Annotated in this window: 19 protein-coding genes and 1 riboswitch; of the genes, 3 read left to right on the forward strand and 16 right to left on the reverse strand. The window is 75.6% G+C overall.

What is annotated here, in order from left to right:
• Window positions 1-104: 104 nt before the first annotated feature.
• The 11 genes from B9L22_RS20400 to B9L22_RS03600 all read right to left on the reverse strand — a co-directional run bounded on the left by B9L22_RS20400 (window position 105) and on the right by B9L22_RS03600 (window position 11,126).
• Window positions 105-515 carry a rhodanese-like domain-containing protein gene (locus B9L22_RS20400; protein ID WP_085386602.1) on the reverse strand — a complete coding sequence of 137 codons (411 nt, stop codon included), beginning with the start codon at window positions 513-515 and terminating at the stop codon, window positions 105-107.
• Window positions 516-542: 27 nt separating this feature from the next.
• Window positions 543-1,802 (reverse strand): LLM class flavin-dependent oxidoreductase, encoded by a 1,260-nt coding sequence (locus B9L22_RS03555; protein ID WP_086149221.1) that lies wholly within the window; start codon window positions 1,800-1,802, stop codon window positions 543-545.
• Window positions 1,803-1,862: 60 nt separating this feature from the next.
• A complete protein-coding gene (locus B9L22_RS03560) occupies window positions 1,863-2,798 on the reverse strand; it encodes an NADPH-dependent oxidoreductase (RefSeq protein ID WP_086149222.1) in 936 nt (311 codons plus the stop codon).
• The gene (locus B9L22_RS03565) at window positions 2,795-3,988 is read right to left on the reverse strand and encodes an FAD-dependent oxidoreductase (RefSeq protein ID WP_086149223.1); all 1,194 of its coding nucleotides are present in this window, start codon (window positions 3,986-3,988) and stop codon (window positions 2,795-2,797) included. The genes B9L22_RS03560 and B9L22_RS03565 overlap by 4 nt, the downstream gene beginning before the upstream one ends.
• 7 nt (window positions 3,989-3,995) lie before the next feature.
• On the reverse strand, window positions 3,996-5,030 hold the full coding sequence (locus tag B9L22_RS03570; RefSeq protein ID WP_086149224.1) for an ABC transporter substrate-binding protein: 1,035 nt from the start codon (window positions 5,028-5,030) through the stop codon (window positions 3,996-3,998).
• Between the two features lie 113 nt (window positions 5,031-5,143).
• Window positions 5,144-5,923 (reverse strand): amino acid ABC transporter ATP-binding protein, encoded by a 780-nt coding sequence (locus B9L22_RS03575; protein ID WP_086149225.1) that lies wholly within the window; start codon window positions 5,921-5,923, stop codon window positions 5,144-5,146.
• Complete coding sequence (locus B9L22_RS03580; protein WP_086149226.1) at window positions 5,920-7,011, reverse strand: amino acid ABC transporter permease; 1,092 nt, start codon at window positions 7,009-7,011, stop codon at window positions 5,920-5,922. Before B9L22_RS03580 ends, B9L22_RS03575 begins: the two co-directional genes overlap by 4 nt.
• Entirely contained in the window at window positions 7,008-7,601 is a 594-nt protein-coding gene (locus B9L22_RS03585) for a GNAT family N-acetyltransferase (RefSeq protein ID WP_369824789.1), read from the reverse strand. Before B9L22_RS03585 ends, B9L22_RS03580 begins: the two co-directional genes overlap by 4 nt.
• Window positions 7,598-8,497 carry a DUF1684 domain-containing protein gene (locus tag B9L22_RS03590; RefSeq protein WP_086149227.1) on the reverse strand — a complete coding sequence of 300 codons (900 nt, stop codon included), beginning with the start codon at window positions 8,495-8,497 and terminating at the stop codon, window positions 7,598-7,600. The genes B9L22_RS03585 and B9L22_RS03590 overlap by 4 nt, the downstream gene beginning before the upstream one ends.
• Before the next feature lie 59 nt (window positions 8,498-8,556).
• Window positions 8,557-9,954, reverse strand: a complete 1,398-nt coding sequence (locus tag B9L22_RS03595; protein ID WP_086149228.1) for an NtaA/DmoA family FMN-dependent monooxygenase — start codon at window positions 9,952-9,954, stop codon at window positions 8,557-8,559.
• 17 nt (window positions 9,955-9,971) lie between these two features.
• Window positions 9,972-11,126, reverse strand: a complete 1,155-nt coding sequence (locus B9L22_RS03600; protein ID WP_086149229.1) for an LLM class flavin-dependent oxidoreductase — start codon at window positions 11,124-11,126, stop codon at window positions 9,972-9,974.
• Between the two features lie 345 nt (window positions 11,127-11,471).
• A riboswitch (SAM riboswitch) is annotated at window positions 11,472-11,579 on the reverse strand.
• Window positions 11,580-11,748: 169 nt separating this feature from the next.
• Between B9L22_RS03600 and B9L22_RS03605 the strand changes: the two genes are divergently transcribed.
• Window positions 11,749-12,471: a TetR/AcrR family transcriptional regulator gene (locus tag B9L22_RS03605; protein ID WP_233139682.1), complete on the forward strand. Its 723-nt coding sequence runs from the start codon at window positions 11,749-11,751 to the stop codon at window positions 12,469-12,471.
• Window positions 12,472-12,579: 108 nt separating this feature from the next.
• Complete coding sequence (locus B9L22_RS03610; protein ID WP_086149230.1) at window positions 12,580-15,300, forward strand: MMPL family transporter; 2,721 nt, start codon at window positions 12,580-12,582, stop codon at window positions 15,298-15,300.
• Window positions 15,301-15,384: 84 nt separating this feature from the next.
• Here B9L22_RS03610 and B9L22_RS03615 read toward each other — a convergent pair whose 3' ends face one another.
• The gene (locus B9L22_RS03615; RefSeq protein ID WP_086149231.1) at window positions 15,385-16,392 is read right to left on the reverse strand and encodes an endonuclease/exonuclease/phosphatase family protein; all 1,008 of its coding nucleotides are present in this window, start codon (window positions 16,390-16,392) and stop codon (window positions 15,385-15,387) included.
• A gap of 243 nt (window positions 16,393-16,635) precedes the next feature.
• Window positions 16,636-19,008, reverse strand: a complete 2,373-nt coding sequence (gene purL, locus B9L22_RS03620) for a phosphoribosylformylglycinamidine synthase subunit PurL (RefSeq protein ID WP_086149232.1) — start codon at window positions 19,006-19,008, stop codon at window positions 16,636-16,638.
• A gap of 162 nt (window positions 19,009-19,170) precedes the next feature.
• Here purL and B9L22_RS03625 point away from each other — a divergent pair, with 162 nt between their 5' ends.
• Complete coding sequence (locus tag B9L22_RS03625; RefSeq protein WP_086149233.1) at window positions 19,171-19,446, forward strand: hypothetical protein; 276 nt, start codon at window positions 19,171-19,173, stop codon at window positions 19,444-19,446.
• A 52-nt stretch (window positions 19,447-19,498) separates the two neighbouring features.
• Here B9L22_RS03625 and B9L22_RS03630 read toward each other — a convergent pair whose 3' ends face one another.
• The 3 genes from B9L22_RS03630 to B9L22_RS03640 form a co-directional block, all read right to left on the reverse strand.
• On the reverse strand, window positions 19,499-19,885 hold the full coding sequence (locus tag B9L22_RS03630) for a DUF1304 domain-containing protein (RefSeq protein ID WP_021482312.1): 387 nt from the start codon (window positions 19,883-19,885) through the stop codon (window positions 19,499-19,501).
• 69 nt (window positions 19,886-19,954) lie between these two features.
• Window positions 19,955-20,503, reverse strand: coding sequence for a hypothetical protein (locus B9L22_RS03635; protein WP_086149234.1), 549 nt, complete (start codon window positions 20,501-20,503; stop codon window positions 19,955-19,957).
• Window positions 20,500-21,453: a LysR family transcriptional regulator gene (locus B9L22_RS03640; RefSeq protein WP_158097138.1), complete on the reverse strand. Its 954-nt coding sequence runs from the start codon at window positions 21,451-21,453 to the stop codon at window positions 20,500-20,502. The genes B9L22_RS03635 and B9L22_RS03640 overlap by 4 nt, the downstream gene beginning before the upstream one ends.
• Window positions 21,454-21,498: the final 45 nt, after the last annotated feature.

The raw sequence follows: 21,498 nt of genomic DNA on the forward strand, positions 1-21,498 counted from the left end.
GTGGTGTCGGTGCGGGTGGTGCGGCGTGCGGTGGTGCGGCGTGCGGTGGTGCGGCGTGCGGTGGTGCGGGGGCCGGACGTGCAGGGCACGGTCCGGCCGCCGGCTCAGGGCCGGGCGGGCGCCGTCGGGTCCGGCGACGCCGCGGGCCCCGCGGGCGCGGGCTCCGGGGCCGCCCCGACCGGGTCGGACGCCGGGAGGCCGGCCTCCTTCCACGCGGGGAAGCCGCCGTCGACGTGGGACACGTGCGTGTACCCCCGGCGCGCGAGCGCCTCGGCCACCGGCCCGGAGCCGTTCGGCGACCCGCACACGACGACGACGGGCGTGTCGAGCGAGATCACCGGGGCGTCGGCGGGGCCGAACAGGGCGTCGAGGTCGTCGCGGTCGGCGAGCGTGGCGCCGGGGATCTCGCCGTGCGCGGCGCGACCGCCGGCCGAGCGCACGTCGATCAGCAGCGCGCCGTCGGCGACCTGGGCGGCGGCGTCGGTCGCGGCCCGCAGGGGCGGGGTCGTGGTCATGGGTGTCTCCTTCGCGGGGTGGTGGCGTCAGCGGGTGGTGGCGAGGGCGGGTGCGACGTCGGGGGTGGCGGTCGTGGTGTCGCCTCTGCCCGAGGCGTCTGCGAACCAGTGCTCGGCGAGCAGCGCGAACGAGCGTCGGGCGTCGTCGGCGTCGTGGGTCGCGGTGGTGACGAGGAGCTCGTCCGCGCCGGTCGCGCGGCGCAGGGTCTCGAGCCGCCGCACGACGGTCTCGGGGTCGCCGACGATGCGCGTGTCGACGCGGTCGGCGACGAGCGCGCGCTCCGCCTCCGGACGCTCCTCCCACGCGGGCGACGTGCCCGGCTCCGGGTAGGCGATCGCGCCGTCGGCGCCGCTGCGGATGGAGAGCACCCAGTCCGCGAACGGCGTCGCGAGCTCGCGGGCCCGCTCGACGGTGTCGGCGACGAGCACGTCGGCGGACACGACGACGTAGGGCTCGTCGAGCACGCCCGGCCGGAACGCCTCGCGGTACGCGGCGACGGTGTCGAGCGTCGCCGACGGCGCCACGTGGTAGTTCGCGGCGAGCGGCAGCCCGAGCTCGCCCGCGACGCGCGCGCTCTCGCCCGCGCTCGACGCGAGGACCCACAGGTCCCAGTCGGCACCCTCGACGGGCGGGCTCACGTACGGCGTCCCGCGCTCGTCGCGGTAGCTCCCCGCGCGCAGCCCGAGCACGAGGTCGAGCTCGTCGCGGAAGCTCGCCGGGGTGCGCGACGCCCCGACGATCCGCTTCTGCGCGAGGATCCGCTCGCGCAGCACGGAGTCGTTCACGTCGGCGGGCGGCGCGCCGGGCACGTACAGCCCGTCGACGACCCGCGGCCCGGTGGCCGGCCGGGCCCGCCGCGGCGGCGCCCCGGCCCCCTTCTCCCCCGTCGGCGGTGTGAACGCCCGGCCGAGCCCGAGGTCGACGCGGCCGGGGTGGAGCGCGGCGATCGTACCGAACTGCTCGGCGGCGACGAGCGGGCTCGTCGTGCTCAGCAGCACCGCACCGCTGCCGACGCGGATGCGCTCGGTCCGGGCCGCGACGGCGGCGGCGAGCACGGCGGGCGACGCGGAGCCGACGCCGGGCGACAGGTGGTGCTCGGCGTACCAGACGCGGTGGTAGCCGAGCCGGTCGAGGTCGCGCGCGAGCCCGACGGCGCGGCGCACCGCGTCCTGGCCCGTCGCCCCCTCGGGGACGATCGCGAGGTCGAGCACGGACAGCGGGACGCGGCCGGACGCCGGTCGCGGCCCGCCGGGGGTGGCGGTCGGGTGCGGATGCTGGTGGGACATGGCTTCCTCTGGTGGGGTGCGGTGGCTCGGGGCGACGCGGTCGCGTGCGGGCCCGCCGGGCTACTTGGACGGGAACCCGAGCGCGGCGAGAGTGGTGCGCAGGTGGGCGCGCCCGCGCAGGGCGCCGGGGACGCGCAGGCGGTCGACGACGCGGTCGCGCCAGCCGCCGTCGAGCCCCTCCTCGCGGTAGAAGGGCGCGATGCGCTTCTCGTACGCCGCGACGTGCTGCTCCTGGCCGGCGGCGCGGTAGCGCTCGGTGTGCAGGACGGCGGCCTGCGGCAGCCGCGGCTTGACCCGTTCCCCGCCCGCGGGGTCGGGGTGCCCGACGACGAGCCCCACGACCGCGACGACGCCCTCGGGCAGGCCGAGCTCGGCCGCGACCTGGGCGGGGTGGTTGCGCAGCGCGCCGATGTACACGGTGCCGAGACCGAGCGACTCCGCCGCCACGACGGCGTTCTGCGCGGCGAGCGCGGCGTCGAGGAACGCGACGACCGTCGTCTCGAGGTAGTCGGTCGCCTCGAGCCGGACGCCCTCGCGCTCGCCGAGGGCGCGGGCCCGCGCGACGTCGGCGAGCCAGACGAGCAGCAGCGGCGCGGTGCGCACGTGCTCCTGGTCGCCCGCGAGCGCCGCGAGCCGCGCCTTGCGCACGGGGTCGGTGACGGCGACGACGCTCCAGAGCTGGAGGTTCGACGACGTCGGGGCGGACTGCGCGGCGGCGACGAGCGTCGGCACGACGTGGTGGGCCAGCGGGTCGGTGCGGTAGCGGCGCACCGTCCGGTGCCGGAGCTGCGTCGCGAGGACGGTGCCGGGACGGTCCGCGGCGGGTGCCAGGCCCGCGGCCGCACCGGACGCGACGTCCTCGACCACGGCGGGGTCGACGCCGTACCGCGCCGCGAGCGCGGCACGGGCCCCGCCGGTGTCGTGCGTGGCGTGCGTCTCGGGGCCCGCGGCCGGAGCCGGAGCGTCCGCGGCGGCGGGTGCGGGAGCGATCGTCATGAGGCGGTCCTCTCGGGGAGTGCGGCGAGGCGGGCGAGCACGAACCGCTCGGCGGCGGTGCCGCCGTCGGGCAGGGCGCCGGGGGCGGTCGCGAGGTCGGCGAGCACGCGCCCGACGGCCGGGGCGAACTTGAAGCCGTGGCCGGAGAACCCGGCGCCGACGACGACCGGACCACGCCGGTCGAGCACGAAGTCGTGGTCGGGCGTCGTGGTGTAGGTGCAGCTCACGGGGACGTACGCGTCGGGGTCGAGGCCGGGCAGCCAGGTCCGCACGTAGTCGCGCAGCGCGGCGAGCTGACCCGGCTCCGGCCGGTACGAGCGCCGGTCGGGGTCGACGACGGGGCCGACGCCGTGGAAGCCGACCTTGACGCCCTCGCCCGGGGTCGCGAGCCCGTAGACGCCGCTCGGCCACGCGCTGCCGGGACCGACGTCGTGCGTGAACGCGGGCCACCCCGCGGGCGACGCGCCGGGGGCGAGCGCGAAGTGGGCGGGCTGCTCCTGCGTGACGACGAGCGGGAGCTCCTGCCCGAGGAGGCCGCCCGCCGGGGAACCCAGCAGACCCGCGCTCCACGCCCCGACGGTCACGACGACGACCCGCGCGACGACGTCGGCGCCGTCGGTGACGACGCGCACGCCCTCGGGGACGCGCTCGACGTGCCGGACGGCGACCTCGTGCCGCACGTCGGCGCCCTGGGCGGCCGCCGCCCCCTGGAGGGCCGCGACGGCGCGGTCGGCGTGGAGCCGGCCGGCCGTCGCGACCTCGTGCAGCACCCGGCCCTCGAACCGCAGCCCCGGCCAGCGCTCGGCCGCGGCCGCGGGGTCGAGCCACTCGTGCTCGATCCCCCGGGCCGCGAACGCGGCGCCGATCGCGTCGGAGCGGCGCTCGGCCGCGCCGTCGCGACGCCCGTGGCTCACGCCGCCGGTCACGTCGAGGAGCTCGGTCCCGGTCTCGTCCTCGACCTCGCGCCACAGGCGCAGCGCCTCCTGCGCGAGGTCGAGGTACTCGGGCTCGGCGTACGTCGTGCGGTAGATGCGCGACGTCCCGTGCGAGGCGCCGTGCGCGTGCCCGGGCGCGAAGCGCTCGAGCAGCACCACGTCGCGCCCACGCCGCGCGAGCTGCCACGCCGCGGCCGAGCCCATGACGCCGCCCCCGACCACGAGGTGGTCGACGTGCTGGGTGCTGGTGGTCATGCGCGGGTCACTCCGTCTTCGGCAGGCCGGGCGGGTTGGTCTGCGACTCCTCGACGGCCTCGGACTCCAGGCCCCACCGCTGGAGCACCTCGAGGTACGTGCCGTCCTCGATGGCGTGGTTGATCGCGGCGGTGATGGCCGGGGCCGCCTCGTTGCCCTTCTTCGTGGCGACGGCGATCTGCGCCGTGTCGGGCCAGCCGCCGTTGAGCGTGCCCACGACCTTGAAGTCCTGCGGGGAGATCGCCGCCTGGTACGCGAGCGACGCGTTGGGGCCGACGTACGTCTCGATGCGCCCGGACTGGAGCGCGAGCAGGACGTCCGAGAACTGCTCGTAGTACTCGGGGCCCTGGATGGGCTCGAGGCCGTCCTCCTGGTTGAGGCGATCCCACTCGAGCACGATCTTCTCCTGGTTCGTCCCGGAGCCGACGGCGACGACCTTGCCCGCGATGTCCTCGCGCTTCGTGATCGACGTGATGTCGGAGTCGGCGCCCACGAGCCAGCCGAGCTCGTCGTTGCGGTACGTGGAGAAGTCGATGGTCTCCTTGCGCTCCTCGGTCACCGTGACGTTGGAGATCACGGCGTCGACGTCGCCCGAGCCGAGCGCGAGCGGCCAGTCGGCCCAGGCCTTGACCTCGAGGCGCAGGTCCTTGCCGAGCGCGTCGGCGACGAGCTGCGCGATGTCGGTCTCGTTGCCGATGGGCGTCTCGTCGTCGTCGGCGAGGAAGCCGAGCGGCGGCGCCGCGCCCGCGGAGATCGCGACGACGAGCTCGTCCTTGTCCTTCCAGGCGTCCGGGAGGAGCGCGACGGCCTCGGCCGACTCGGTCGTGCGGATGCGGTCCTGGTCGGGGCTCGTGCTCACGTCGAGGGCGTCCGAGACGGACGTCGTGCTCTCCGTCGTGCCGTCGGAGGATGCCGCGCCCTCGTCCGCGGCGGCCGGGGCCTCGGTGCTCACCCCGGAGCAGGCCGCGAGCGCCAGCAGGGGCACGACGGCGAGGGCGGCGAGCGCGCGGGGGGCGCGGGCGCGGGTGGTCGTTGCGGTCACGGGTGTCCTACCTCTCGGGTGGTGCGTCGGGGTGACGCAGGGAGTGCGGGTGTGCGGGACGGCCGGGTGGCCGTCGCGGGTCACGACGGCGGGCGTCGGTGGAGGGCGGTGGTTCAGAGGACCTTCTGGAGGAAGGCCCGGGTGCGGTCGTGGCGCGGGTGGTCGAGCACCTCGGCGGGCGTGCCCTGCTCCACGACGACGCCGTCGTCCATGAACACGACGGTGTCGGCGACCTCGCGGGCGAAGCCGATCTCGTGCGTCACGACGACGAGCGTCGTGCCGGTGCTCGCGACGTCCTTGATGACCTCGAGCACCTCCCCGACGAGCTCGGGGTCGAGCGCCGACGTGGGCTCGTCGAACAGGAGCACCTTGGGCCGCAGCGCGAGCGCACGGGCGATGGCGACGCGCTGCTGCTGCCCGCCGGAGAGCTGGCGCGGCCGGGCGTCGGCCTTGTCCGCGAGCCCGACGCGCTCGAGCAGCGCGCGGGCCTCGGGCTCCACGTCCTCGCGGCGGCGGCGCTGCGCGGAGACCGGCGCCTCGACGACGTTCTCGAGCGCGGTGAGGTGCGGGAACAGGTTGAAGCTCTGGAAGACGAACCCGATCTGGGTGCGCTGGCCGAGGATCTCGCGCTCCTTGAGCTCGCGCAGGGTGTTGCCCTTGCGGCGGTACCCGATGAGCTCGCCGTCGAGCGAGATGAACCCCTTGTCGACCTTCTCCAGGTGGTTGATCGCGCGCAGCAGCGTCGACTTCCCGGAGCCGGACGGGCCGAGCACGACCGTCACGGACCCGGGCGGGACGGTGAGCGACACGTCGCGCAGCACCTCGAGGGTGCCGAAGCTCTTGTGGACGCCGTGGATCTCGACGAGCCCGGCGGTCGCGACGTCGGCGGTCATGCCGCACCTCCCGACGTGCGCGCGGTGCGGGTCAGCACGCCCACCCGGGCGCGGGCCGCGTACGCGGGCGGGACGGCGTCGGGCACGGGGCGGCCGGAGAGCCGCGACGCCCAGACGAGCACGGTCCAGCGCGCCTTCTGCAGCGGGGTCGGGGGCAGCGTGCGCACCGCGCCCTTCGCGTAGTGCCGCTCGACGTAGTACTGCACGACGGTGATGAGCGTGGTGAGCACGAGGTACCAGATCGACGCGACGATGAGCAGCGGCACGACGCGGCCGTTGCGGCCGTAGATGACGCTGACGATGTAGAACAGCTCGCCGTACGCCAGCACGTAGACGATCGACGTGCCCTTGAGCAGCCCGATCACCTCGTTGACGGCCGTCGGGATGATGGAGCGCATCGCCTGCGGCAGGATGATGCGGCTCACCTGGCGGCGCTTGGGGATGCCGAGCGACGCGGCGGCCTCCTGCTGCCCCTGGTCGACCGAGAGGATCCCGGCCCGCACGATCTCGGCCGAGTACGCGGCCTGCGAGAGCCCGAGCCCGAGGATCGCGGCCCAGAACTTGTCGATCACGGACAGCGTGTCGAAGTACAGGAACTCGGGCCCGAAGGGGATGCCGACGCTCAGGTACGGGTACAGGTAGGCGAGGTTGTACCAGAGCAGCAGCTGCAGCAGCAGAGGCACGGACCGGAACACCCACGTGTACGTCCACGAGACCGACTGCAGGAGCGGCGAGCGCGACAGCCGCATGAGCGCGAGCACGGTGCCGAGCGCGAACCCGACGACCGACGCGACGAGCGTGAGCCGGATCGTCGCCCACGCGCCCTCGAGGATCGAGGGCCAGGTGAGGTACTGCGCGACGACGCCCCACTCCCAGCGGTCGTTCGTCACGAGCGAGCTGACGACCATGGCGAGCAGCACGGCCACGCCGGCCGTCGCGGCCCAGCGGCCCGGGTGCCGGGCGGGGACGATGCGCAGGCTCTCGAGCGGCAGCGCGTCCTCGACACCGCCGCGCGGGTCGGCGGGGTGCCGGCCCGACGGCGGCGCGAGCTGCCGGGACTCGTCCTGCGGGAGCGACACGGTGCTCATGGCGCGACCTCCAACCACTTCTCGAAGGCGAGCGGGCCGATCTCCTCGGGATCGGTCCCGGTGTCGAACAGGGGCGTGTAGCCGGTCGCGAGGTACAGGCCGGCGGCCTCGGGCTGGCGCGGGCCCGTCGTGAGGTACACGCGCCGGTAGCCGCGCTCGACGGCGCGACGCTCGAGCTCGACGAGCACGAGGCGCGCCAGCCCGCGGCGCCGGTGCGCCGAGTGCGTCCAGATCCGCTTGAGCTCGGCGGTGCGCACGGCGGGCGTCCCGTCGGCGCGGCGCGCGGCCGGCCGGGCGAGGCGCGCCGGGTCGCCGAGCTCCGGCTCGGTCCGACGGCGGAACGCGCCGCCCGCGACGGGCTCGCCGTCCTCCAGCACCAGCACGAGCTCGCCGTGCGGCGCCGCGAAGTCCTGCGCGGGGTAGTGCTCCATCTCGGCGCGGAGCTCCTCGGCGCTGAGCACGCGCTGGTACCGCGTCCAGTACTCGTGGGAGAGCTCGTCGAGCAGCGGCCGCACGAGCGGGTCGTGCATCGCGACGGACCGGACCTCGCGCGTCCCCCGCCCGGCGGGGCGCGCGGCGACCGCGGTCACCGGGGTGCCCTCTCGCCCGCGGTGACGGCGAACGACACGTGATTGCCCTCGACCGGCGCCGGGCACGTCCCGAAGTCGCTGAACGCATACGGCAGGTTGACGGCCCGGTTGAGGTCGAGGCGCACGCTCCCCGCGGTGCCGGGCACCGCGTCGGCGTCCACGCGCAGGACCCGCCAGGGGGCGACGCCGTCCGCCTCGTCGCTGAAGAGCAGCGTCACCGCGCCGCCCGGCGCGCCGGTGAGGGCGAGCGTCGCGCTGCGCCGGGCGCCGTCGCGCTCGACGACGAGGTCGACCTCGCCGACCGTGCGCACGTGGTGCACGAGGCCGGGCCGGGCCGCGCCGACGACGACGGGCCGCGGCGCGTCGTACCAGCGCACCGGCGCGTCGACGACCCAGGCGGGGTCGTAGGCGAACGTCGGGACGCCGTCGAACGCCGTCCGGGCCGGGGCGAGCGGGTCGCGCACGCGGACGGCGTAGCGGCCCGTGCGGCGCACGACCTCCACCGCGACCTCGCGCGTCTCGCCCTCGCCCGCCGGGTCGCCCGCGTCCCGGTCGTGCGGCAGGAACGTGCCGGCGACCGTCGACCCGCCCTCGGCGACGACGACGGTCCCGACGGCGCCGCCCGTCGTCGTCCGGACGGCGCCGCCCTCGTCCGCGCGGTGGTGCGCGCCGTCGGCGTCGGCCCACCAGAGCCCCGGGACACTCGGGAGGGCGGCGGGCTCGGCAGGGAGCGCGTGGTACGCGACGAGGCTCAGCCAGCCGTGCGGCGGGCGCAGCCCGTCCTCGCGCTCGGCGTGCCAGGCGGCCCAGGCGACGGCGTCGGGCGACGCGGACGCGACGGGGTCGGCGGGTGCGGTGGCCACGGCGCCCGTGGCGGTCGGCGTGCTCGTGCTCATGGGTCCTCCGAGGTCGGTGCGGGTGGTCGGTGCGGTGGTCGCCGCGGTGCCGGCGACGGTCAGCCGACGAGCTCGGCGGGGTGCGCCGCCGTCGGCCCGTGGTCGCCGCGCGTCGCGCCGGGGCGGGCGAGGCCGAGGTGCTCGCGCAGGGTCGTGCCCGCGTACTCCGTGCGGAACGAGCCGCGCTCCTGGAGCAGCGGGACGACCTGGTCGAAGACGTCGTCGAGCCCTCCCGGCGTGAGGTGGGGCACGAGGATGAAGCCGTCGGAGGCGTCCTCCTGGACGTGCCGGTCGATGTCGTCCGCGACCTGCTGCGGCGTGCCGACGAACCCGCCGCGCGACGTCACCTGGATGACGAGCTCGCGGATCGACCACCCGTGCGCCTCGGCCTGCTCGCGCCACGCCGCGGCGACCGCCGCCGGGTCCTTCGCGTGCCGCACCCGGCCGCGCGTGATCGACAGGTTCTCGGTGTCGGGGTCGACGTCGGGCAGCGGGCCCTCGGGGTCGTACGCCTCGAGGTCGCGACCCCAGACCTGCTCGAGGAACGCGATCGCCGTCGGGCCCGACACCTGCTGGAGCCGGATCTCCCGGGCGCGCTCCTCCGCCTCGGCGGGCGTGTCGCCCAGCACGACGACGGTCGCGGGCAGGATCTTCAGGGAGTCGCGCTCGCGACCGTGGGCCGCGAGCCGCCCCTTGACGTTCTCGTAGAACGCGCGCCCGGCGTCGAACGTCGAGTGCGCGGAGAACACGACGTCGGCGGTCGCGGCGGCGAACTCGCGTCCGTCGGCCGAGTCGCCCGCCTGGAACAGGACGGGGTGGCCCTGCGGGCCCCGCGGCGTCTCGAACAGCCCGACGACGTCCGCGTACGTCCCGTGGTGCGCGACCGGTCGCACCGCACCCGGCCGCAGGAACTCGCCCGCGATCCGGTCGGCCAGCACGGCGTCGTCGTCCCACGAGTCCCACAGGGCGCGCGCGACCTCGACGACCTCGGCCGCCCGCGCGTACCGCTCGGGGTAGGGCAGGTAGCCGCCGCGGCGGAAGTTGGCGCCCGTGAAGGCGTCGGGGCTCGTCACGAGGTTCCACGCCGCGCGCCCCTCGGAGAGCAGGTCGAGCGTCGCGAACTGCTTCGCGAGCTCCCACGGCTCGTTGAACGTCGAGTTGATCGTGCCCGCGAGGCCGAGCCGCTCCGTGACGGCGGCGAGCGCGGCGAGGACGGGCAGCGTGTCGGGGCGGCCGACGACGTCGAGGTCGTGGATGCGGCCCTTGTGCTCGCGCAGGCGCAGGCCCTCGGCGAGGAAGAAGAAGTCGAGCTTCGCGTCCTCGGCACGGCGCGCGAGGTGCTCGAACGACGCGAAGTCGATCTGGCTGCGCGAGCGGGGGTCGCTCCACACGGTGGTGTTGTTGACGCCCGGGAAGTGGGCGCCGAGGTGGATCTGCTTGCGGGGTCGGGTGCTCATGTCGGGTCCGTCCGGGCTCAGGCGATCGCCGCGTAGCGGTTCGCGGGGTGCGGGAGGCCGAGCGTGTCGCGCAGCGTCGTGCCCGGGTACGCGGTGCGGAACAGGCCCACGCCCTGGAGCAGCGGCACGACCCCGTCGACGATCGCGTCGAGGTCCGTGCTCAGCGACGACGGCCGCAGCAGGAAGCCGTCGGCGGCACCGGCGTGCGCCCACTCCTCGACCGTCGCCGCGAGGTCGCGCGCCGTGCCGACGTGCGTCAGCGAGTCGGTGTCCCACGAGACGCCCTCGAGGTCCTCGAGCAGGTCGAGGCGGGCCTGCGCGCTCGCCCGCGTGTCGCCGACGACGACGTAGGCGTCCACGAGGACCCGGAGCGTGTCGGGGTCGCGCCCGGCGTCCGCGGCGGCGTCGCGCACCTGCGCCCGCAGCGCGACCGCCTCGTCCCGCGTCGCGGCGCGGACCCGCACGACGTCGGCCCGCCGGGCCGCGAGGTCGAGCGACGCCGGCGTGCTCGCCCGCACGACGACGGGCGGCTGGCCCTGCGGCGGGCGCGGCGTGATCGACGGCCCCTTGACCGCGAACCGGATGCCCTCGTGGTCGACGTAGTGCAGCTTCTCGCGGTCCACGAACCGGCCCGTCGCGACGTCGCGGATCTCGGCGTCGTCCTCCCACGAGTCCCACAGGCGCGTGACAACCTCGACCGCCTCGTCGGCCTCGGCGACGGCGTCGGGCTCGTCCTGGGCGCCCTTGCGCCCGAAGGCCGCGGCCTCGGCCGGGGTCGTGGACCACCCGACCTGCCATCCCGCGCGGCCGGAGCTCACGTGGTCGATCGTCGCGACCGCCTTCGAGACGTGGAACGGCTCGGTGTGCGTGGTGGTGACGGTCGGGACGAGGCCGATGCCCGCGCTGCGCGGCGCGAGCCGGGACGCGACGAGCGCGGCGTCGAGCCGGCCGCGCACGGACCCGTTGCGGCCCGGCTGGAGGGTGAACGCGTCGTCGAGCGTGACGAGGTCGAGCAGGCCGCGCTGGGCGGTGGCCACGAGCTCGACGAGGCGCTTGGCGTCGAACAGGCGCTGGGCCTGGGAGCCCACGGTCCGCCAGGCGGCGGGGTGCGCACCGGCGTCGGTGAGGTCGACGCCCAGGTGGACGGTGCGGGCGGGGCGGGGGTCGGGCATCGCGAGGATCCGTTCTGGGACAGGCGCCGGCGGCGCGCTCAGGGCGCGGCGGGGTGCCGGGGGTGGGCAGGGTCGCCTCGCCGCGGGACGGCAGGGCGGGGCCGGGGAGGCCGGAGGAAGGCGCGTCAGGGCGTGCGCGCGGGAGCGCGCGGCGTCAAGAGCGGGGCGTCGTCAGCGACAACAGGTGACGCGCGCGGGGGCGCCGCCCGGACAGGAGACGACGGCCGCAGCGCCGACCGGACAGGGGCACGTCGGCGCGTGCGGGGTGCTCACCGCGGTGCTCGACTCTCGCCGGTCCATCGTCCGTCTCCTTCGTGCCCGTCTCCGGGCGCCGCGTGTTGCCCCGCACCGCGCAGGTCGCGCGACGCGGGACCTGGTCCTCACCCGGGGCACCCCGCCACGCGGGAGGGTTGCCGTCCGACGAGCCGGGGCTTCGCGTCGGAGCTCATGACCATGTCCTGTGCCGGGGTCCGTGGACCTCGGTTGCCGGGAACCTACGAGCGGTCGGAGAGGGTGTCAACGCACCGCCGGGACCTTCCCACATACTGGACTTGATCGGTCGACTTTGAGCAGTCGAGGCCCCCGTTTGCACCGAGTGCATCGATGCACCTAGTGTCAAGAGGTGCCTCTCCTCCCCGGACCCGAGCGCCCGACCACGCCCGCGACGGGCGCCGTGACCCCGGACGCGCCGAGCGCGGACGTCCCCGGCCCGGACGCCGCGGCTCCGGACCGTCGCGCGGCCCTGCGCGCACGCCACCGCCGTGCGATCGTCGCCGCCGCCGCGTCGCTCATGGAGGAGAAGGGCGGCGCGCGCTTCACCGTCGACGAGCTCGCGGCCCGCGCCGACGTCGCGCGCCGCACGATCTTCAACCACTTCGCGTCGCTCGACGACGTCGTCGTCGAGGTCTGCGAGGACGTGCTGGGCACCGTCGTCGAGACGCTCGGGGCGAGCGCGGCCGAGCCGGGCACCGACCGCCCCACGCCCCTCGACGACGTCACCGCGGCGCTGCGCGGCACGGACCTCGTCGGCCCCATGGCCTACCTCACGCGCGCCCTCGGCGGTACCGCGACCGAGCCCACGCCGCGCGTCACGACGATGGTCGTGCGCACCTTCACCCACCTCGCCGAGCGCCTCGTCGCGGCGACCACGCGCCGGCACCCGGACGTCGACCCGCTCGAGATCGAGATGCTCGTCGGTGCGCTCATGGCCGGGGTCCTCGTCATCCAGCGGCGCTGGTGGGCCGAGACCGGCGCCGCCGACGACGACGCCTCGCGCGCGGTGTGGTCGGGCCTGCTCGACCGCCTCGTCGAACGGATCCGCGCCGGCTGGGCGGACCCCGCCTGACGCGAGCCGCACCCTCCCAGCCCCGACCCGCCCCGCGACCACCTCTCCCGCAGCATCACCCCCGCACCCCGGGCACACCCGCCACCGGACTCCCACCGAAGGACCCTCATGGCTGAACTCCTCTACCGCCTCGGCCGCGCGTGCGCGCGCCGCGCACGGACCGTCCTCGCCGCGTGGCTCGCGGTGCTCGTGCTCGCCGGGGCGGCGTTCGTCGCGTTCGGCGGCACGCTCGCCAGCAGCTTCTCGATCCCCGGCACCCCGACCGCCGACGTCACCGAGCGCCTCCAGACGGCGCTGCCCGAGGCGTCGGGCGGGAGCGGCACGATCGTCCTCGCGACGGACGACGGCGCCCCGTTCACGCCCGAGCAGGAGGCGGCGATCGCGGACCGCTTCGCCGCGGCGGAGGAGGTCGACGGCGTCGCGTCGGTCGTCGACCCGTTCGCGACGCAGGAGGAGCTCGCCGACCAGCGGAAGCAGATCGACGACGGCCGCACCCAGATCGCCGCGGGACGCGAGCAGATCGAGGACGGCCGCGCGCAGCTCGCCGCCGCGCAGGAGCAGGTCGACGCCGCGCGCGCCCAGCTCGACGCGGGCCAGGCCCAGCTCGATGCCGCACGTGCCCAGGCGGAGGCCGCGGGCGCGCTGGAGCAGGCCGCGCCGCAGCTCGACGCGCAGCAGGCCGAGATCGACGCGGGCCGCGCCACGCTCGAGTCGCAGGCCACGACGCTCGACCAGCAGGTCACCGCGCTGGAGGACCAGAGCGCGACGCTCGAGGAGCAGTCCGCGCAGCTCGAGCTCTCCGCTCCCCTGCTCGACATGGCGTCCGACATCCGCCTCGTGTCCACGGACGGGAGCGCGGCCGTCGCGAACGTGACGTTCACCGAGCCGAACATGAGCATCGACCAGCAGACGAAGGACGACCTCGTGGCCGTCTTCGCCGACGACCCGGTCGACGGCGTCCAGACCGACTTCTCGTCCGACATCGCCCAGGGCGTGCCGCAGGTGTTCGGCGTGGGCGAGGCCGTCGGCCTCGTCGTCGCGGCGATCGTGCTCGTCGTCATGCTCGGGACGCTCGTGGGCGCCGGCCTGCCGATCCTCACGGCCCTCATCGGGGTCGGGATCGGCGCGCTCGCCGCGATGTCGCTGTCCGGGGTCGTGGAGATGTCGTCCGTGACGCCGGTGCTCGGCCTCATGCTGGGGCTCGCCGTCGGGATCGACTACTCGCTGTTCATCGTCAACCGGCACCGGCGCCAGCTCAAGCAGGGCGACGAGCTGCACGAGTCGATCGCGCTCGCGAACGGCACGTCGGGCAACGCGGTCGTGTTCGCCGGGGCGACGGTGCTCATCGCGCTGCTCGCGCTCAACGTCACCGGCATCCCGTTCCTCGGCCTCATGGGCACGGTCGGTGCGCTGTGCGTCGCGATCGCCGTGCTCATCGCCGTCACGCTCACGCCGGCCCTGCTCGGGATGATCGGCCCGCGGATCCTCAGCCGCCGCGAGCGCGCCGCGCTCGCCGAGCCCGCAGCGTCGTCGGGCGCCTCGACGGGTGCGGCGGCCGGCGCGTCGGCCGGGACCGCGTCGTCGGGGCCGGGCGCCGCGGGCGGTCTGCCCGCCGCGGAGCCCGTGCGCCCCATGTCGACCGTCCGCGCGGTGGGGACGGCCCTGCTCTCCGTCGTCGCGCTCGGCGTGATCGCCCTGCCCGCGCTCGACCTGCGGACCAACCTGCCCGACGGCTCGTCCGAGGCGCACGACTCCACGCAGTACCGGGCGTACTCGACCGTCGCCGAGGAGTTCGGCGAGGGCACGAACGGACCCCTGCTCGTCGTCGCCGACCTCCCTGGCGAGCCCACCGAGGCCGAGGCGCTCGAGTACCAGGTGGGCGTGGCCGAGGAGCTGTTCGCCCAGGACGACGTCGTGGCCGTCGCGCCGATCGGGACGTCCGAGGACCGCACGGTCGCGGCGTTCCAGGTGATCCCGGCCGAGGGCCCGACGAGCGAGTCGACCGAGGAGCTCGTGCACGCGCTGCGCGCCCTCGAGCCGCTCGACGGCGAGGTCACGCTCGGCGTCGCGGGCTCGGCCAGCGGCAACATCGACATCTCGGAGAAGCTCGCGCAGGCCCTGCCGATCTACCTCGCGGTCGTCGTCGGGCTGTCGCTCGTCATCCTCGTGCTCGTGTTCCGGTCGATCTTCGTGCCGGTCGTCGCGACGCTCGGGTTCATCCTGTCGTACTTCGCCGCGCTCGGCGGGGTCGTCGCGATCTACCAGTGGGGCTGGCTCGCGGGGGTGTTCGGCGTCGAGACGCCGGGCCCGATCCTCAACTTCCTGCCCACGATCCTCGTCGGCATCCTGTTCGGCCTCGCGATGGACTACCAGCTCTTCCTCGGCTCGGGGATGCGCGAGGCGTACGCGCACGGCGCCCCCGCGCGCGTCGCGATCGTGCAGGGCGTCCGCGCCGGCCGGGCCGTGGTGACGGCCGCGGCGATCATCATGATCTCCGTCTTCGGCGGGTTCGTCTTCTCGCACAGCGCGATGATCCGGCCCATCGGGTTCGCGCTCGCGTTCGGCGTCCTCGTCGACGCGTTCGTCGTGCGGATGCTGCTCGTCCCGGCGCTCATGCACCTCGTGGGCGACAAGGCGTGGTGGCTCCCCCGCTGGCTCGACCGCATCCTGCCCGACGTCGACGTGGAGGGCGCCGCGCTCGAGCGCCGGCACCCGCACCACCTCGACGGGTCGACCGACCCGGCGGCCCAGGGCGGCGCGCCCGACGCCGGCACCGAGCCGGGCACCACCGGCCCGGACGCGACCGAGCCGGAGACCGCGCGCGGCTGAGGCCGCGGAGCCCCGCACCGGACCCGGTGCGACCAGTCGACGAGCGAGCCCGCTCGTCGGCCGGTGGCGCCGGGTCCGCCGTCGTCAGGGGCGGGGCACGTGCACCGTCGCGACGATCGCGCGGTGGTCGCTGCCCACGACGTGCAGGGAGCCGACGTCGGTCACGACGTTCTCGCGGTCGGTCACCACGTGGTCGAGGTTGAGCACCGGTGGCACGACGCCGGGGCGCGGCGACCACGACAGGTCGAGCCCGCCGCCCGAGGCGCGCGACGCGTCGTGGAACCGGTCGCCCAGCAGCCGGCGGAACGTCGCGTGGTCGTGGGTGGAGTTGAAGTCGCCGACGAGCACCTGGGGCAGCGGGTCGCCGTGCGCGCGCTCGGCGAGCGCGTCCGTCTCCTCGTGCCAGATGTCGACGTACTCCGGGATCGGCGGGATCGGGTGCACCGCGGTGACGCGCACCGGGACGCCGTCGACCTCCACCGTCGCCGACGGCATCGCGTCGTTCGAGAACGGCTCGACGTCCACGTCGCGGAGCGGCAGCGCGCTCCACAGCCCGCTGCCCATGGCGCCGCGCCCGACCTTGCCGTCGGCGCTGTACGGCAGCACGTCCTCGATCCCCGCCGCGACGAGCCGCTCGCGCAGGTCCGTCGTCAGCTCCAGCACGGCGAGCACCTGCACGTGCTCGGTGCGGACGAGGTCGACGAGCGCCTCCGCGTCCGCCGCGCCGTACCAGGTGTTGGCGCCCATCACGCGCAGCGTCACCGCGTCGTCGGGCGGCGCAGGGCCGGGCACGAACGCGGGCACGAGCCACACCGCCTGGACGGTGACGCAGACCGCGAGCAGCGCCGCGAGCAGCCACCGGCGCGCGAGCAGCGTGAGCACGAGCCCGACGGCGGCGCCCAGGGCGACGAACGGCGTGAAGCCGACGAGCTGCGCCACGGGCGTCCACGCGTCGTCGGGCAGCACGCGCGCGAGCGTGAGGAGGAGCACCGCGACGGCGCCCGTGGCGAGCACGACCGTGAGGGGTCGGCCGCCCGGTCGGCGCCGCGTCGTGACGCGCGCGGGCGGGAGGCGCGTGGTGGCCGAGGTCATGCCCGGACTCTCGCAGCGCCGGCCCCGCCGCCGCGACCCGCCCCACCGGCCCGCCCGGCGATCTCCACGGAACCCGCCCACCCGCCCGTCCCGAGCGTCCCGCCCGTCCGCCGAGCACGAGGTTGCCGTCGTTCCGGGGTCCGTGCCGACGGCAACCTCGTGCTCGACCGAGCGCTGGACCGGGAGACGGGACGACGACGCCCCGGTCACCGTGCGGTGACCGGGGCGTCGGTGGAGCGGGTGTCAGCCGAAGATGGCCGGCAGCGTGCCGCGGAAGGCCGCGTCCGCCTCGCTGAGCGGGACGGTGAACAGGCCCGCGACCTCGAGCGCCTCGCCCGACTCGGCGACGGCGCCGGGCTCCGTGCCCGTCTCGCCGATCTTGAGGACGGGGACGCCGCGCGCGACGCACGCGTCGACGAGCTTGGACTCCTCGCCACGGGGCACCGCGACGAGCGCGCGGGCCGTCGACTCGGAGAACAGCGCCTCGAACGGGGTGACGCCGTCGCGCTCGGTCAGCGCGTCGAGCGACACGGTGGCCCCGACGCCGAAGCGCAGCGACGCCTCGAGGAGCCCCTGCGCGAGCCCGCCCTCGGAGAGGTCGTGCGCGGCCGACACGAGGTCGTCGCGGCTCGCGTTGACGAGCACGCCGGCGAGCGCCTTCTCGGCCGCGAGGTCCACCCGCGGGGGCACGCCGCCCAGGTGGCCGTGCTCGACGTCGGCCCACGCCGAGCCGTCGAGCTCCGCGCGCGTGGTGCCGAGGAGGTAGATGCTCTCCCCCGTCTCGCGCCAGCCCGACGGCGTGGCGTGCGCGACGTCGTCGAGCACGCCGAGCACGCCCACGACCGGGGTCGGGTGGATCGAGGAGTCGATCTGGCCCGGCTCGCCGGTGCCGTTGTAGAGCGACACGTTGCCGCCCGTCACGGGGACGCCGAGCTCGCGGCACGCGTCCGCGAGGCCCTCGATCGCCTCGACGAGCTGCCACATCGAGTCGGGGTCCTCGGGCGAGCCGAAGTTGAGGCAGTCGGTCACGGCGAGCGGACGGGCGCCCGTCGTCGCGACGTTGCGGTACGCCTCGGCGAGCGCGAGGCGGGCGCCCGTGCGCGGGTCGAGCTTGCCGTAGCGGCCGTTCGCGTCCGTCGCGAGCGCGACGCCGAGGCCCGTGCTCTCGTCGACGCGGACCACGCCCGAGTCGTCGGGCTGCGCGAGCGCGGTGTTGCCCTGGACGAACCGGTCGTACTGGTTCGTCACCCACTCCTTGGACGCGAGGTTCGGCGACGCGAGGAGGCGCAGCGCCGTCGCGCGGAGCTCGTCGCCGCTCTCGGGGCGGGCGAGCGCGTCGGCGTCCACGGTGCGGGCGTTGAGCCCGTCCTGCCACGACGGGCGCGCGTACGGGCGGTGGTACACCGGGCCCTCGTGCGCGACGGTCCGCGGGTCGACGTCGACGATGCGCTCGCCGTGGTGGTCGATCGTCAGGCGCCCGGAGTCGTTGACCTCGCCGATCACGGCGGTCTCGACGTCCCACTTGGCGGTGATGGCGAGGAACTCGTCGAGCTTCTCCGGCGCGACGACCGCCATCATGCGCTCCTGCGACTCGGACATGAGGATCTCGCCCGCGTTGAGCGTCGGGTCGCGCAGCAGGACGTCGTCGAGCCACACGTGCATGCCGCCGTCACCGTTCGAGGCGAGCTCCGACGTCGCGCACGAGATGCCGGCGGCGCCGAGGTCCTGGATGCCCTCCACGACCTGCGCCGCGTAGAGCTCGAGGCAGCACTCGATGAGGACCTTCTCCATGAAGGGGTCGCCCACCTGGACGCTCGGGCGCTTGGCGGGCACGCCGTCCTCGAACGTCTCCGAGGCGAGGATCGAGGCGCCGCCGATGCCGTCGCCGCCCGTGCGGGCGCCGAACAGCACGACCTTGTTGCCGACGCCCGAGGCGTTGGCGAGGTGGATGTCCTCGTGGCGCAGCACGCCGAGGCACAGCGCGTTGACGAGGGGGTTGCCCTGGTACGAGGAGTCGAAGACGAGCTCGCCGCCGATGTTCGGCAGGCCGAGGCTGTTGCCGTACCCGCCGACGCCGCTCACGACGCCGTGCACGACGCGCGCCGTGTCCGGGTGGTCGGCGGCGCCGAAACGGAGCTGGTCCATCACGGCGACGGGCCGCGCGCCCATGGAGATGATGTCGCGCACGATGCCGCCGACACCCGTCGCGGCACCCTGGTAGGGCTCGACGAACGACGGGTGGTTGTGCGACTCGACCTTGAACGTCACGGCCCAGCCGTCACCGATGTCGACGACGCCCGCGTTCTCGCCGATGCCGACGAGCAGGTGCTTCTTCATCTCGTCCGTGGTCGCCGCGCCGAACTTCGACAGGTGGACCTTGGACGACTTGTACGAGCAGTGCTCGGACCACATGACGGAGTACATCGCGAGCTCTGCGGCCGTGGGGCGGCGCCCCAGGATGTCGCGGATGCGCTGGTACTCGTCCGGCTTGAGGCCGAGCTCGGCGAACGGCTGGACCTCGTCGGGCGTGGCGGCGGCGTGCTCGACGGTGTCGAGCGTCGGCGCGGCGGGACGAGCCTCGGAGCGTGCGGAAGCCTGGGGTGCGGGGGCGGTCATCGTTTCCCTCGGGTGGGCGCTGAGCGGGGAGCGCACGACGGCGCGCGGCCAGTCTACCGGCGCCCGCGGAGAGCCGTCCGCGCGTCTCGCGTCGCGGGCGGCCGAGAAGTGAGACGAGCGTCTCGCCGTGCGGAAACCCGGTTTCCGGGTTCCGATGGAGGGGTGACCACCCTTCTCGAACCGACGTCCGGCACCGCCCGCAGCAGGACCAGCGACCTCCTCGACCCCCACCTGGAGCGGCTCGGCCACGAGCTCACGCTCGTCGAGCGCCAGCTCAACGGCTACTCCCGGCGCACCGGCTCCTACGTGGGCCACGGGGCCGTCGAGACCGTCGAGCCGGCGGAGGGCCGCTACCGGGACGAGCTCGAGGCCGAGCGCGAGCGCATCCTGTCGCGCCTCGAGATGCTCAGCGCCATGCGCGTCGCCGCGTCCTGCTGACCACGACCGCGACCGCGACTCCGAGCGCGGCCACCGCGGGGCGCGGGGCGGCTCAGAGCGTCAGCCCCAGCACGACGCCCAGCACGCCGAGCGCGGGCGGCACGAGCTGCACGAGCGCCGCCCGCGCCTTCGACGGCGACGACAGGATCAGCACGAGCCCCGCCGCGACCATCGACCCGGCCCCCGCGACCACGAGCGTCAGGCCGACGTCCTGCCGGTCCGCCGCGTACAGGACGATGCCGAGCACGACGAGCACCGCGAGGAACAGGTTGTAGAACCCCTGGTTGAAGGCCATCTCGCGCGTCGCCGCCGCCTCCTGCGGCGACGTGCCGAACGTGGCGCGCGTGCGGTCGCTCGTCCACGTGAGCGACTCCATGACGAAGATGTACACGTGGATCGCCGCGGCGACCCCCGCGAGCGCCAGCCCGAACCCGATCATCGTCGGTCCCTCCCGGTCCGCGAGGCCGCACGGTGCGCGGACCCCGGCGTAACGCCGGGTGTCGCTGCCTCAGCGCTCCTCAGCGTTCCACAGGAGCGGCTCGGCCGCCGCGAGCGCCACGGCCAGCGCGCCGACCACGAGCCCGACGCGCGTGTGCGGCAGCCGCACGCCGCGGTCGCGCAGCCGCTCCCCGCGCCGGTAGACCCACTTCTCGCCCGCGACGACGAGGGTCGTCGCGAGCGCGAGCCCGGCCGCCGCGCCCGCGACGGCGACGCCGGCCGGCACCGGCGTGGTGTCGTCGTCGGTCGTCGCCCAGGTGTTGTCCTCCCGCGGGGCGCCGCCGGCGGTCGTGGTCCCCGCCGTCGCGCCGGTCTCGTCCGCGTCCGCCTCGCGGGCGGCGTCGCGCAGGGAGCGCAGGCCCTCGCGCGCCTCGGTCCCCTCGGTCGTCGAGGTGAACGTCAGCGCGACGGCGGCCGTCGCGACCGCGGTCTTGGCGAGCGCGCGCGCCCAGCGCGGGCGGACGGCGTCGGGCACGGCGTACCACGCCACGGTGGACAGCCCCGCGATCGCCACGGTGCGCGGGTCGGCGACCCGTCGGGTCGGCGCGTGCTCGGTCATCGTGCCCCTTCGTCGGCAGGTGTGCTCAGGGGGCCTAACGGCTCGCGACCGTGCCGGGTTCCTGCGGCGCGCAGGCGTTCGCGCAGGTAGCGCACCGCGGGGGCGTCGGTCATGGTCGCGCGCCACACGACCGTGACCGGGCGGGTCGGGACGGGCTCGCGCACGGGCACCGCGACGACGTCGGCCGGCAGCGGGCCGCGCCCGAGGCGCGGGACGAGCGCGACGGCGAGGTCCTGGGCCACGACCTCGACCTGCGACGCGAACTCGAGGCACCGGAAGTCGATGCGCGGGACGCGCGGCTCGCGCGCGAACATGTGGCAGAACCACTCGTAGCAGATGGTGCCGTCGGGCGTGCAGACCCAGGTCTCGTCGAGCAGGTCCGACGGCGTGAGCGCGGCCCGCCCCGCGAGCGGGCTCGACGCGTGCACGAGCACGTCCGCCTCGTCGCGGAACAGCTCCTCGGCGCGCAGGCTCGGCGGGAGCGCGAGGCCGACGCCCTCCCAGTGGTGCACGAGCGCGAGGTCCAGGGTGCCCGCCGCGACGGCCGCGACGGCGTCCCAGGGCTCGGTCTCCTCGACGACGAGGCGCAGGTCCGGCACGTCGTCGCGCACGCGCGCGAGGAGCGGGGCGACGACGCCGCGTACCGCCGTCGAGAACGAGCCGAGGCGCACGGTCCCCGTGGGGCGCGCCCCGGCGTCGTGCAGGCGGGCCCGCAGCGACTCGACCTGCTCGCGCAGCGCGCGGCCCTCCTCGACGACGCGCCGCCCTGCGGCCGTGAGGACGACTCCCCGCCCCTCGCGGTCGAGCAGGCGCGCGCCGAGGTCGCGCTCCAGGCGCTTCACCTGCTGCGAGACGGCGGACGGCGTGTACCCGAGGTCGCGCGCCGCGGCGTGCACGGTGCCGGTGCGCTCGACGGCGAGCAGGGCGTCCACGGCGGCGAGGTCGATCATGCGACCGATGCTATCCGGAAGCGGCGCTACCGGGAACCGTGCACG

It is taken from the genome of Cellulosimicrobium sp. KWT-B, from assembly GCF_002127155.1.
Lineage (GTDB): Bacteria > Actinomycetota > Actinomycetes > Actinomycetales > Cellulomonadaceae > Cellulosimicrobium > Cellulosimicrobium funkei.

Excerpts from the sequence above, each read along its gene's own strand:
- B9L22_RS03635 (WP_086149234.1), bottom strand. The coding sequence starts at position 20,503 with ATGACCGAGCACGCGCCGACCCGACGGGTCGCCGACCCGCGCACCGTG.
- B9L22_RS03555 (WP_086149221.1), bottom strand. The coding sequence starts at position 1,802 with ATGTCCCACCAGCATCCGCACCCGACCGCCACCCCCGGCGGGCCGCGA.
- B9L22_RS03630 (WP_021482312.1), bottom strand. The coding sequence starts at position 19,885 with ATGATCGGGTTCGGGCTGGCGCTCGCGGGGGTCGCCGCGGCGATCCAC.
- B9L22_RS03595 (WP_086149228.1), bottom strand. The coding sequence starts at position 9,954 with ATGAGCACCCGACCCCGCAAGCAGATCCACCTCGGCGCCCACTTCCCG.
- purL (WP_086149232.1), bottom strand. The coding sequence starts at position 19,008 with ATGACCGCCCCCGCACCCCAGGCTTCCGCACGCTCCGAGGCTCGTCCC.
- B9L22_RS03565 (WP_086149223.1), bottom strand. The coding sequence starts at position 3,988 with ATGACCACCAGCACCCAGCACGTCGACCACCTCGTGGTCGGGGGCGGC.
- B9L22_RS03610 (WP_086149230.1), top strand. The coding sequence starts at position 12,580 with ATGGCTGAACTCCTCTACCGCCTCGGCCGCGCGTGCGCGCGCCGCGCA.
- B9L22_RS03615 (WP_086149231.1), bottom strand. The coding sequence starts at position 16,392 with ATGACCTCGGCCACCACGCGCCTCCCGCCCGCGCGCGTCACGACGCGG.
- B9L22_RS03560 (WP_086149222.1), bottom strand. The coding sequence starts at position 2,798 with ATGACGATCGCTCCCGCACCCGCCGCCGCGGACGCTCCGGCTCCGGCC.
- B9L22_RS03640 (WP_158097138.1), bottom strand. The coding sequence starts at position 21,453 with ATGATCGACCTCGCCGCCGTGGACGCCCTGCTCGCCGTCGAGCGCACC.
- B9L22_RS20400 (WP_085386602.1), bottom strand. The coding sequence starts at position 515 with ATGACCACGACCCCGCCCCTGCGGGCCGCGACCGACGCCGCCGCCCAG.
- B9L22_RS03600 (WP_086149229.1), bottom strand. The coding sequence starts at position 11,126 with ATGCCCGACCCCCGCCCCGCCCGCACCGTCCACCTGGGCGTCGACCTC.
- B9L22_RS03590 (WP_086149227.1), bottom strand. The coding sequence starts at position 8,497 with ATGAGCACGAGCACGCCGACCGCCACGGGCGCCGTGGCCACCGCACCC.
- B9L22_RS03575 (WP_086149225.1), bottom strand. The coding sequence starts at position 5,923 with ATGACCGCCGACGTCGCGACCGCCGGGCTCGTCGAGATCCACGGCGTC.
- B9L22_RS03580 (WP_086149226.1), bottom strand. The coding sequence starts at position 7,011 with ATGAGCACCGTGTCGCTCCCGCAGGACGAGTCCCGGCAGCTCGCGCCG.